The following is a 12,281-nucleotide window of genomic DNA, read 5'->3' as shown; positions in this document are numbered from 1 at the left end:
TTATACAATTGCTCTAATAACTTAGGATGATACAATGATATAGATAATCCTGAGTCTATATTTAACTTTGGAAATACATAAGTTGCCTTCATATCTAAGTCCCCATATACTTCTTTATTAATTATTTCTGTTGATAAATATGTCTCTTGTCCATTAATTATTTGTAGGTCATTGACTGAAATATATCCCGTTGTTCTCATTGTAATTAGAGTTTTATTATCTTTATCAACTATGCTATCTACTGTTAATTTACCTAAATCCCCTAAATCTAATTGAATTCCTTCGTCTAATTTATAAGTAACATTTCTATCTTCGCCATCACCTACTGCTCCTGACTTACTAACAAAAGAGATTATTGACAATTCCCCATCTTCACTAGGATTTTCGTATTCCTCCCTTATTATTATACCGTTATCGGAAGTATCATTAGTTTTATCCTTAAAATCTAAAACTCCTTTTTTACTATCCCATAAATAAGTACGAAAATATACTCCACTAGTTTGGTTCCACGGATTACTATTTAAAACCTCCATAGTTATGCCTGTTGGGGATTTTGTTAGTTTAGTGACTTCACTTTCTAATTCGTTATACGAAATAATTTTATTAATCAAAAGTTCTTTACTCTTTATATTCTTACTATCTAAATTAACTTTAAGTGGTTCTTTGTTAATTTGTATAGTTTTTATGATATTATCTTTATTATATATATCTATACTATTAATAGTAATAGTTCCATCTAGTATCTCTGGCCATGTTTGGCTACTATTTGAGTTTATTCCATAGCTAATCATACCATAATAAGTATAATCATCAATAAATTCTTTCTCATCTAATCCCCCNTGTTTGGCTACTATTTGAGTTTATTCCATAGCTAATCATACCATAATAAGTATAATCATCAATAAATTCTTTCTCATCTAATCCCCCAGTAGCATCAATATCTGCATTAACCTTCAAAGTTGTATTTAAATAGTAAACATTTGATTTATCGAGAACTTCGGTACTTTTTATTTTATAAAAAAACACTAATTTCCCCCCATCAAAATATACATCCTCAATACCTACAGTGTATTTATCTTCAATTACTGAGTAGTTTTCTTTAACTGTATTGCCTTCATATCCTTTATCTATTTTATTACTTTTTGTAAAATACTCTAAAACCTTATTTATTATGGGGATTTTCTGAACATTAGCACTTACAAATATCCCAAATGATGCTGTACACAATATTAACATGCTTGCAGCTATTATAAATTTTTTAGGTTTTGAAAATTTATTTATTTTATTATTATTTTTACGTGCATTTTTAGCTAATTCCTTTATATCCCATGGTTCTTTAACATTGGATCTTTTAGCCATTTCCTTTAACTTTTTATCAAAATTATCATCCATACTGCTAATCCTCCTTTAAAATTTCATATAAATTCTCTTTTGCTCTAAAAACTCTAGATTTTACAGTTCCTTCAGGAATTGATGTAATTTTAGAAATTTCTTTATATGATAAATCATCAAAATAAAACAATATAGTGGGTATTCTTAAATCCTTTGATAATGTTGAAATTGCATTATAAAGATCTATTTTATCATCTGAATTAATTGTATATGATGAAATATCTTCAACTCTTTCTAAATTAACAACCTTTTTATTTGCATTATAAATTTTATTACATTCATTAATCAAAATTCTAATAGACCAAGTTTTAAATAAATTTATATTTTGTAATGTATATAATTTATTGTATATAATTATTATTGTATTTTGAATTGCATCTTTAACATCTTCCTCAGATGATAAAACTCCTTTTGCTATTCTATAATAAGCAGTTGCATTAAGTTCTATTAAAGATGTAAAGGCATCTTCTTCACCATTCTGAGCCAGGAATGTTATATGTTCAGAGTTGTTTAATCTTCTATCAGAATAATTTATAGTTTTCAAAATATCCCTCCTTCTACTCATTAGATATATAATTTTTATGAATAGTTCCATATAACTCATATTATAAAAAATAAATTATGTCTCTAGTTCTAGAGTAGTCCTTAACTAAAGATTAATAAATCCCATTTCACAAATTTCCTTAAGTTGATATACTCCTAATACCATTATTTAAAAAAAGCACAATAATTTTCAAAATTAATCTACTCTTTTAATACCATATATATTTATTTCATAGTTTTACTAACTATTTCAAAAGATTTATCTTGAAATTTATAAATAAAAAATACAATGTAACACCATTTTTATTATCTAATAGTTGGTGTTTCATTGTATTTTTATATAAATAAATATTCAAATTGTAAATATTACTTTCATGTTAACATTTACGCAAATTACCCTTTAAATTTATTCACCAGTAAATTGGTTAGGATCATGTGGATAAAAATTATTCTGGCAGCTACGCAGATTATGAGGTCTTACCCAACAGCTATCCCAATCTACAGGTGCGTAAATATTTACCTTCCCAAAATCCTGTGTTTCAATGCAATAAACGTCCTTATAAGGTGCATTCCATAAAACTTGATACTTTAATCCACCAAAAGCCTGTGGTGCTAAATAACCACATTGATTTCCTGTTACCGGGGTTACATTAGTTGGATAAACAGCCCATCTCACCATATTTCTGTGTAAACAAAGAGCGAAATCTGATATATTTCTTCCTACTTTTGTTATACGAGCTTTTTCTGCCGCCTCTTCACTTTCATAACCTTCTTTTGTATTTAGTATAATTTCATTGTCAGTTATTTTTTCCATTAATAAATCTCCTTTTAGTCGTATTAATAAACCAGTCATAGTACTATTTGGGGTTTATACTTACTATAAAGAGTATTTATACTGAAAAGTAAACTATAAATTAAAAAATATTTTTTCATTATGAGAGTAAGTTGCACGATTCTTATACAAAAATTAATTAACAATATAATATAAAACTTTCTAAAAAACTTTTAGCTACTGATTTATCTCAAAGTTTACTTATATAATAATCAATTACATTTCATTTAGAAAGCTTCTTTTAATACTAATTGTATTAATTTCGCTAAATTTAATTTTATAGAAATCATAGTTTACTATTTTATAAATAAATCCCTATATATCTTTTGAAAGGAGTGATTTTATGAATAGTGAATTATTTAATTTTTTAACAACTCAAGGAGTTTTTGCTTTATTATTTGGATATCTTCTACTTTATGTTTTAAAGCAAAATCAAATAAGAGAAGAAAACTATCAAAATATAATAAAGCAGCTTAGTAATACATTACCTGAAATTCAAAGTGATCTTGAAGATATAAAAAAGCAGATATTTAAATGATTAAATATCTGCTTTTTTATTATTTATTTAAATATATACCCTTTAATTTTTTTAGTGCCCTATTTTTACTTTGATTAACTGCTTGACGCGATATTTTCATAAAATCAGCTACTTCATTTACTGATAAATAATACACATATAATAATTTCATTATATAGGATTCTTTTTCAGTTAAGACTTTAAATGTATCAAGCATTTCAAATTCTTATTCAAATCCTTCATATGCTATTTCTATATCTAAATTTAATTCTGATTCATTAAGTATTATTTTTCTATTTTTCTTTGATAGTCTTATATATTCATTTCTTATTGACTTAGCTATATATGCTACTACAACTTTATCTTTACATAAATCCTTATTATGTAGTTTTACTTTATTTAAAACACTGATTAAATGTATTACAATATCTTGCTTTGTATCTTCTCCATCTAGTAATCTAGAATACTTATTTATTAATGGATTAAATATCTCAATAATATCTAATAAAGCTTCATTATTCCCTTCTCTATAGTCTACTACCTTTTCTAATATACTATTGTCCATATATATCACCCCTCATATAATATATATGCAAACACTTGTTCTTTTGTAAACATAACTTTTAAAAATTTTCCATTTTTATTTTTGTAGTTTACGAATTTAAAGAATTTACCTTTATAATTAATGACTAGTCACTCAAGCCGGCAATAAAAATTATTAAATTTTAAAGGAGTGATCTATATATGGCTATTGATGAAATGGTACAACAAACACAACTTTGGCTAAACGGGACCTATAGAAATAAATATGGTTATGAACAAATTGAGGTTAATGGTAAAACAGGGTGGCCAACAATATTTGCTCTTACAAGAGCATTACAAATAGAATTAGGAATTGCAGAACCAAGTGATAACTTCGGTCCAACAACTAGACGTCTATTCAAAACATTATCAATTAATTCAAATCCTACAGATTCTAATACCCCTGAAGAAGCAACTAGTATTCAAAATCAAATTTATATTTTACAAGGAGCCTTATGGTGTAAGGGATATAATCCCGGTGGTTTTACTGGTTATTTTGGCTCTAATACTAGAAATGCTATAATTCAATTACAAACTGATGCTGGCTTAACTACTCCAAATGGAGAAGCTGATGCAACTATTATGCGAGCATTATTATCAATGGATACATTTAAACTTTTAGATTATGATTCATATAATGGAGATGAAAAAATTAGATCTATTCAACAATATTTAAATAATGAGTATTCTTCCAATCCTTTCTTTAATGATGATCTGGGTTTAATACCATGTAATGGTATATATGAAAGAAAAACTAATCAAGCATTAGTTTATTCATTGCAAATTGAGGAAGGCATTAGTGAGCCAACTGGATATTTTGGACCTGCCACAAAAGAAAGATGTCCTTACTTAACATATGGTTCAGAAAATCAATTTGTAAAAATATTGCAATTTTCGTTATACTGTAATGGAAAAGACTTTGATCCTACTGGTTTTACTGGCTATTATGGAAATGGAACTCAAGCTGCTGTGTTAAGATTCCAAGAATTTTCATGTCTATCTCAAAGTGGTAATGCTGGAATTCAAACTTGGTCTTCTCTTTTAATAAGCACTGGGGATGATACAAGAATAGGAACTTCTTGTGACTGTTCTACCTCAATAACTTCTGAAACAGCAAAAACTATAAAATCTAATGGTTATACGGTGGTTGGAAGATACCTTACTGGAAAATATGCCTTATCACCAAGTGAATTATCAATAATAATTAATTCTGGATTAAATGTATTCCCAATATTTGAGACTGGTGGATTTGAATTGCAATATTTCAACAAATATCAAGGAATTGAAGATGCAAGAATAGCTACAAAAGCAGCTAAAGAATTAGGCTTTCAAGAAAATACAATAATATACTTTGGAGTAGATTTTGATGTTTTAAATGATGAAGTTACTACAAATATAATTCCTTACTTTGAAGGTATAAATAATGAATTTTCTAAAATAGGAAGACCTTATAAGATCGGTATTTATGCGCCAAGAAATGTTTGTACACGTATAGGTAATTTGGGATATTCTTGTAGTAGCTTTGTTTGTGATATGTCTACTGGCTTTAGTGGTAATCTTGGATATTCTTTGCCTAAAGATTGGGCTTTTGATCAAATTTCTACATTAGGAATTGGAAGTTCTAGTAGTTATATAGAAATAGATAACAATATATCTTCTGGTAAATATTTAGGTATTAATACATTAAATACTCCTGATGGTCCAACAAGCTTCGAATGTCTTGTGTTATCAGGAAAAGAAGTAAACATTCCTATATTTTATCCAAGATATAAATATAATTTTATTGAACCAGCATTAAAAAAATTAAAAGAATACAAAGATAGTAAAACAGGTTATTATTCTAATGCTAAAATTACTTGGATAATAGAACAAGGTACTAATTCAGTAACTGATATTTCTAATCTTAGAAATTCCGCCAATAAACTTGGAGTAAACTTATTATTTGTAACTTCTAAAAAAGAAATAATAAATTATATAAATACTGGTAGTACAACAGGTACATTACCTAGAACACTTAAAATCAAAGAGTTTACATTATTTGGTCATGGTTATGAAGGAAAACTCGATTTTGGAATAGACTACCAAATAGATATTGATGATCTATCCTTAATAAATGACAATGCCTTCACTAATTCTACATCAGTTTTTTATTCATGTAATACAGCTACAAATGATACAAAAAGCTTTGCATATAAATGGAAGAGTGTAACTGGTGGAGTTGTTCATGCCGTTGTAAATAGAACAGAATATTCTTACATGACTTATAGAATTGGTTATACTCAAGAAGATAAGGAGTTAATAGATAAATTAAGATCTAATACTGGATATATTGAAAGTGGTTCTTTTTCATATCCTTGTCCTGCCGATGATGATAATGCTTACTGGGTTATGTTCTAAAATATATAAGATTAAAATAAATTCATATATTCTTATACACTTTATAAATTTGTAATAAATCTTATTATATAGTTTGATATAATATTTTTAAATCATACTGCTCAATAAGGAGAATAATATTTATGAAAATTTATAATTTTTTAGGAAACTTAGGTACTCTCATTCTTTTGATATTAAACATTAAGGGCTTATTTGGAAAAAGTATTGCTAGTGGAATAGGGCCAAATGCTGAGTATAATTATTTTATGTTTTTTATTATATATGGAATCCTATCTTTCATATTAATTATTGCATATTTATGTAAAAAAAGAGAGGATTCTCAGCAAGCGCTTTTATTATTTTCAATAATAACTATCTTATTCTCTACACTATTTTTAAAGTTTATATTAAATGAAGACTTGTTCCTATCATTTTTTATTTTCTCTGGACCAATCTGTTTAATGAATATTCATAGTATTACTAAGTTTACTATATCAAAAAAGAAAAACTAATGCTTTATTGGTAATATATTTTCAAATATTTATTCTTCAAATGCTATAGAAATTGATTTATGAAAACATTCTAATTTCGCTAAAAGTTCATTTTGCGATAAGGACTTGGATTAACCAAGTCCTTATTTATTATTCAATTTATCAAATTCAGCTTTTAAATTATCGTATTGAATTTTAAGTAAATTTTCTTTATTAATGATTCTATCTATTTCTAATTGGTATTTAACTTTTTCAAATTCAAGCTTATTTTCTAAATCATAGTTAAACTTATCTGTAATCTCTTTTCTAATGCTTAATATTTCATCCTTATATTTATCCTCAAGTAAATTTAACTCTTCTCTATGAGCCTTATTTAAAGCTTTAATTTCATTTTTATTAAGCTTTTCTATGTCTTTAATATTTTGATTTAATTCTTTGACTTCGCTTTTTAATGATTCTACTTCCGCTTTATAGAATTCTTTTATATTTTCTAAGTTTTCAATCTTAGATTGAAGGTCTGTATTACTATGTAATGCATTTGTAATTTTATTATTTAAATCATTATTTTTTAACCCTAATTCTTTATTTATATCTTTATATGATTTATATTCTGTAACTATTGAATTTAAAGTATTTATTTGTTCTTGCTGGTTATTTATAATATTATTTTTTTGATCTATTTCTTTGTTAACATTTTCTAATTTAACTGCTAATTCATTTGCATCCCTTAAAAATTTGGTTGCTTTTTCATTACTTGCTTCAAACTTAATCTTTAACTCTTTCTCACGACTTTGTAAATCTGCTATAGTTTTATCCTTAGTATTTAACTCCAAACTTAATGTTTCTCTTATTCTTTTCTCACTAGTTTGATTTATTGCTAGAGAATTAATAAACATATTCATTAAAGTATTAATTGTATCTTGAAATACTTCTATTTCTTTAGCTCTATCTGTAATCATACCTTTTGCTTTAGCCATCTCAAAGCTATTCATTAAACTTTGAAACATTTCAGCTTGATTTAACCCTTGTTCATCAGCAAATTCTCTAAATTTTTGTATATCCTCCTCACCCAATCTAAAAGATACTGCTTTAATTTCATTACTCATATTTCTCATTTCCTTTCAAAATCATTTTATTCATTTTGTATATGTCATGTATTACTATGTATATCATATGTCATGCATGAATTTTAATGTAATTTGCTAACAAAGTCAACCTTATTTTACTACTTAATTTTAATAATTTCGTTAAATCTTCCTTAATGCAATAAAAAAGGATTCAGTTTTACTGAATCCCATTTTATTTATAATATATTCTAGCTATTTTGCTTTTTAACTAAATCTAAGTCTAGACCTATTGCAGTTATATATTTTATAAAATTAGTTAGCGTTGGGGAATTATCCACCTTCTCCATTCTTGAAACCATTTGTTGAGTTAATCCACTTCGTTTTGATACATCTTTTTGTGTTAAACCTAGTTCCTTTCTAACTTTAACTATTGATTGCATTACTTCATACTCTTTATTAAATTCATCAACATACTTAGCTATTTGTGAATCTTCTTTTATCATCTTATCCATCTCTTTAACACAATCAACTCTTTTAAATCCCATTATTGCACCTCCTACCTAAAAACATCCATACTTTTTAACTATATAAATATATTTATTCATGTCCATTACATTTACATTCTTATAATTTTTGAAGGCAGCTTTGTATAAGTTACCTTATACAAAGCTTTTTCCTAATTCTCTACCAAGTTCTTTTGCTCTTTCAATTGCCTTATCAAGCTCGAACTGCTCTGCTTTGCCTTTTTGCTTTTTACAAGCATGCAATATATATAAGTTATCAGCATCAGCTATAACATACATCAACCTATTTTTATCAAACTTTATCTCCCAAAGCTTTTTCCTTAAAGGTCTTGTATCAAGAGTTTCTAATGCTTCTATCCCATCTATTTGTAATTTGGCTTGTATTGCAGCTGCTTCAGCTTTTTGTTTTTTAGGCAATTTATTAATATATTCGAGAATTAGGTCCTTTCCACCATTAGTTTGATATCTGTAAATGTTCACTGGACCACTCCTTATATATTTTATTCAATTTCAAATAAAATTATACATCACTTTTGGTGTATTTTCAAATATTTAATTATATTTTAAACTTATTATTTCTTCTTTTAATATTTTCTTTATTAATAATTTAAGTTTTAGTTATATACTAATAATTTCGCTAAATCATCATTTTGTGATAAAATTAAAAAACACGATTTTAAGCCACTTGTAGGCAATAAAATTTTGAAAATTTCACTACTTTTTGTTTAGGATAAGTAAACAAATAAAAAAAAGCTTTAATTTCGCAATACCAATTGCAAAATTAAAGCTTTTTTTTATTTAAATTATCATCTTGGTATTCACAGTAGATTTTAAATTTATCTAAATAATCTTTAGATATCTTAAATTCAAGCTTTTCTGATTTCAATAATTCAATTAATTCGTTATCTTCATCTCTTAAATGAAGATCTACATCTAAATCTTCATTTCCTATATCTCTTAATAAGGTTACTTTTATTAATTCATTAGCTGCAATATAAGAGTTAGTATATTTCAAATACTTTTCATCCAAGTTTTCTATTGCTGTTTCATTTTTGAGAATGAGATTTTTTAAATCGTCCCACTTTATACCAGTTCTTTTCATATAGATATTCAAAACCTTAGCAACTTTCTTTTCATAAATATTTTTCATTATTAACCTTCTTTCAACTCAAAGATAATTAAACTCTTATTTAATTTCTCTTCATTTTCTTCTATTCCTTCAAGAATACTAACTTTCATAATGCAATATTTTATATACTCAGTCATATTAAACCCCTTTTTACGAGCTAGATAACGTACTTCTTCCTTTTCCGTTTTGTCATCCTAACTTTTAATATATCATCTTTACTCATATAGACCTCCTTTTTTGTAGTACCTTGTGGACACAACTGTGGTATTTTGTGACCACCATTGTGGTACTTTGTAGCCACATATTAACACACTTTGTTAGTCTAAATTAGTCAAAAACTGCTAGGTAATAAAATGTTTTATTAACCTTATTTTAAAGCTAAATTAATTACATTTATTTCACTTGAATCTATGCTTTTTATTTCATCATTTTTGTATCTAAAATATCTGCTAGTATCATATTCTAAAACCTTATAATTATTAAAAGCTAAAAGTACATTTTGCGATTTAATAAACTTTTTATTATCATTATCAAGAAATAAATTCCCATCACTATCTAAATATTGACTAAGAAATTTATCTTTTTTTAATATTTCTTTTTCTATCTCTTTCGGCAGCACTGTTTCTAAATTATTTTTCCTATTGGAATCTATTGATACTATATTTAAATTGTATTTAACTCTTTGTTCTACTGGGTTAAAGTACAATTCCTTAATTATATTTTCTAAGTCTAATATTCTATATTTAAACTTACCAGATTGTATATTTTCATTATCAAAAATTAAAATATCTAAAATTAATTTTTCATTTGTTAATCTAGCTCCCTCAATATATGAGTTTTTAGATTTAAGTTTAGAAAGTATATCTCCTTCATTCTTATTTAAAAAATTAATTTGTTCATCAAAAAATCTATTTGGATCTTCAATTAAATCTATTTTAAAATTTAATTTTTTCATTACCTTATAGATATTTCTATGTCTTATATTAATCCTTTCATCAAAACTTTTACTATTAGAAATATTATTATAAAGATTATCTAGTTCTGAATTTAATTCTACCTCATTTTCTTTATTTATATAATTTCTATCTTTTACTCCTAATATTAAATAATCTAGGTGCAATAAGCTTTTTATCATGTTTCTATTTGCTGGCTTATTTATATATCCACCTTCATTTTTATTTTTTAGATATATATTTGCTTTCTTAGTTAATATATAATAGCTGTTTTTGCCTATAAAATGCTTTTTAACGAAGTTTAAATCACAAAGAGCATTTATATCACTAAAGATCTTTCCTCGGCTAAATTTGCCCTTTAAAAGCAAATTTAAATGTTCAAAAGTAATAAAGTTACCAAAATATTTTAAACATCTTAAATACCAATCATACTTTTCCTTAACTTCTATGTACTCCAGGACATTAATATTTAGCTTTATATCATCAATTATTACCTTCATATCATCCCTGTCATAGCTTATATATTCTTTATGCATTTATCATAATCATCCTTTCACAACCTAAATTTTCTGCTGCATCTTGTTTTTCCTGAATTTCAACTTCTCCATAATTTTTAGTTATTATTTCAATAGCTATAGCTTGTCCATTGATTTGAACTAAAGCATCTACAGATCCTCGCCTTTCCTTCACCCCTGTGAGTTCAGTCCATCTATTTATTATTTGTTCCTCATTAATCCAACATTGCCTTTGCTCATGAGTTAATTGGCAATAAACCTGGTTAAGCTTTAAATCATGATTTAGCTGCGTAGAATTGCTTCTATAGAAATAATCAATATTTGTATTCTCCTTCACATACTTAACCCCTGAAGGACCTAATTTATAATAAATTTTATTGCCATACTTTGTATAAGCTCTCTTTTCAACTAAATATTGATTTTTAACTAAAAGATTTATTCTTTTATCATTTAATCCAAAGTACTTTTTAGCATTATCTTTACTTATGATTCCTGTGTTTGCAGCAGCTTTAATTGTTTCTCCATCACGCTTAGTTATTCTTTTTATAACTTCAGATTTTCTTCCCTTTGCCATAGATCCTCCTCAATTTATTTTTTAAATAAAAAAAGTGTAGCCAAATAAGTCTTAGATCATTTCTAAGATTCATTAACTACACATAAATATTCTTACTCAAAATCTGAGCTTTTTTTTATTCAATTTTATTGCTTTTATAATAGCATGATAGATTTTCTTTATCAATAACTTAGCTTTAGCTAAGTTTACCTTTGCGACTTTAGTCGCCTAGTCCCGCAGGGCAAATTACAAATAAATATAGAAAAAGAAAATAAATTATGGCGGGCCATAATTTTTTTCGGTTTTTACTTAGCTTGTCTAAGTAAAATTTTCTATATGCCTTTTTTAGCGCTAGCTGAAAAAGTATTTGTAATTTGCCCTGCTACTTTTTATCTGAATTTTATTAAAAATAAAATTCAGTAAACATCAGGTTTTAGAAGTTATCTCATCTACTTTTTTTATGAATCATTCCAAATGTTTTAATTCATCAAATTTAAATTATAAGATTCAAAATATTTCAAAGAGTTTTTGTAAAGAGCTTCTAAGATTTTCTAAGAGTTTCTAAGAGTTTCTAATAAGTTAATTATGCTCAAAGTACTTATTTATAAAGATTTATAAAAACTTTTTTTACTCTTTATTAAACAAATATCAAACTCTTTATAAAGAAACTTAATAATTTTTTTATAATCTAAATTTCCAAGGAGCTTGAAGGAGTTTCTAAAATATTTTAGAAGCTCTTTGTTTAAATAAAATCCATTAAAGCCTTTATTTATAGGACTTTAATGGATTTTAACAAACTCTTTAATA

Annotated in this window: 15 protein-coding genes; 3 read left to right on the top strand and 12 right to left on the bottom strand. The window is 25.8% G+C overall.

The genetic code is table 11. The annotated features are described in order from the left end of the window. The 4 genes from OYT88_RS20520 to OYT88_RS20505 form a co-directional block, all read right to left on the bottom strand. A partial coding sequence (locus OYT88_RS20520) for a hypothetical protein (protein WP_274402230.1) occupies positions 1–791 on the bottom strand: 791 nt, incomplete at its 3' end. A 34-nt stretch (positions 792–825) separates the two neighbouring features. Next, on the bottom strand, positions 826–1,359 hold the full coding sequence (locus tag OYT88_RS20515) for a DUF4179 domain-containing protein (protein WP_443217553.1): 534 nt from the start codon (positions 1,357–1,359) through the stop codon (positions 826–828). A gap of 37 nt (positions 1,360–1,396) precedes the next feature. Next, positions 1,397–1,936, bottom strand: coding sequence for an RNA polymerase sigma factor (locus OYT88_RS20510; protein WP_274402228.1), 540 nt, complete (start codon positions 1,934–1,936; stop codon positions 1,397–1,399). 405 nt (positions 1,937–2,341) lie between these two features. Continuing rightward, positions 2,342–2,749 (bottom strand): hypothetical protein, encoded by a 408-nt coding sequence (locus OYT88_RS20505; protein WP_274402227.1) that lies wholly within the window; start codon positions 2,747–2,749, stop codon positions 2,342–2,344. 361 nt (positions 2,750–3,110) lie between these two features. On the opposite strand from OYT88_RS20505, the gene OYT88_RS20500 reads away from it, so the two are divergent. Further along, the gene (locus tag OYT88_RS20500; protein WP_016209047.1) at positions 3,111–3,305 is read left to right on the top strand and encodes a BhlA/UviB family holin-like peptide; all 195 of its coding nucleotides are present in this window, start codon (positions 3,111–3,113) and stop codon (positions 3,303–3,305) included. Positions 3,306–3,324: 19 nt separating this feature from the next. On the opposite strand, the gene OYT88_RS21060 is transcribed toward OYT88_RS20500, so the two are convergent. After that, entirely contained in the window at positions 3,325–3,501 is a 177-nt protein-coding gene (locus OYT88_RS21060; protein WP_443217552.1) for a sigma factor-like helix-turn-helix DNA-binding protein, read from the bottom strand. A 9-nt stretch (positions 3,502–3,510) separates the two neighbouring features. Then, positions 3,511–3,849, bottom strand: a complete 339-nt coding sequence (locus OYT88_RS20495; RefSeq protein WP_274402226.1) for a helix-turn-helix domain-containing protein — start codon at positions 3,847–3,849, stop codon at positions 3,511–3,513. A 179-nt stretch (positions 3,850–4,028) separates the two neighbouring features. Between OYT88_RS20495 and OYT88_RS20490 the strand changes: the two genes are divergently transcribed. After that, the gene (locus OYT88_RS20490; protein WP_274402225.1) at positions 4,029–6,263 is read left to right on the top strand and encodes a glycoside hydrolase domain-containing protein; all 2,235 of its coding nucleotides are present in this window, start codon (positions 4,029–4,031) and stop codon (positions 6,261–6,263) included. A gap of 122 nt (positions 6,264–6,385) precedes the next feature. Then, positions 6,386–6,754, top strand: coding sequence for a hypothetical protein (locus tag OYT88_RS20485; RefSeq protein WP_274402224.1), 369 nt, complete (start codon positions 6,386–6,388; stop codon positions 6,752–6,754). A 122-nt stretch (positions 6,755–6,876) separates the two neighbouring features. Here the strand turns inward: OYT88_RS20485 and OYT88_RS20480 are convergent, their stop codons facing one another. From OYT88_RS20480 to OYT88_RS20455, 6 genes are all read right to left on the bottom strand, one after another. Next, complete coding sequence (locus tag OYT88_RS20480) at positions 6,877–7,839, bottom strand: coiled-coil domain-containing protein (RefSeq protein WP_274402223.1); 963 nt, start codon at positions 7,837–7,839, stop codon at positions 6,877–6,879. A gap of 209 nt (positions 7,840–8,048) precedes the next feature. Further along, on the bottom strand, positions 8,049–8,345 hold the full coding sequence (gene relB / locus OYT88_RS20475) for a type II toxin-antitoxin system RelB family anti-toxin (protein ID WP_274402222.1): 297 nt from the start codon (positions 8,343–8,345) through the stop codon (positions 8,049–8,051). A gap of 114 nt (positions 8,346–8,459) precedes the next feature. Then, the gene (locus OYT88_RS20470; protein WP_016209058.1) at positions 8,460–8,804 is read right to left on the bottom strand and encodes a type II toxin-antitoxin system RelE/ParE family toxin; all 345 of its coding nucleotides are present in this window, start codon (positions 8,802–8,804) and stop codon (positions 8,460–8,462) included. A gap of 301 nt (positions 8,805–9,105) precedes the next feature. Beyond that, positions 9,106–9,474 (bottom strand): hypothetical protein, encoded by a 369-nt coding sequence (locus OYT88_RS20465; RefSeq protein WP_274402221.1) that lies wholly within the window; start codon positions 9,472–9,474, stop codon positions 9,106–9,108. 346 nt (positions 9,475–9,820) lie between these two features. Further along, positions 9,821–10,942: a hypothetical protein gene (locus OYT88_RS20460; protein ID WP_274402220.1), complete on the bottom strand. Its 1,122-nt coding sequence runs from the start codon at positions 10,940–10,942 to the stop codon at positions 9,821–9,823. Further along, positions 10,935–11,495, bottom strand: a complete 561-nt coding sequence (locus OYT88_RS20455) for a hypothetical protein (protein WP_274402219.1) — start codon at positions 11,493–11,495, stop codon at positions 10,935–10,937. Before OYT88_RS20455 ends, OYT88_RS20460 begins: the two co-directional genes overlap by 8 nt. Positions 11,496–12,281: the final 786 nt, after the last annotated feature.

The organism is Sporolactobacillus sp. CQH2019 (genome assembly GCF_028765345.1).
Lineage (GTDB): Bacteria > Bacillota > Bacilli > Bacillales > Sporolactobacillaceae > Sporolactobacillus.
The sequence above is the reverse complement of the archived record's forward strand: the minus strand, read 5'-3'. Positions and strand labels throughout refer to the sequence as shown.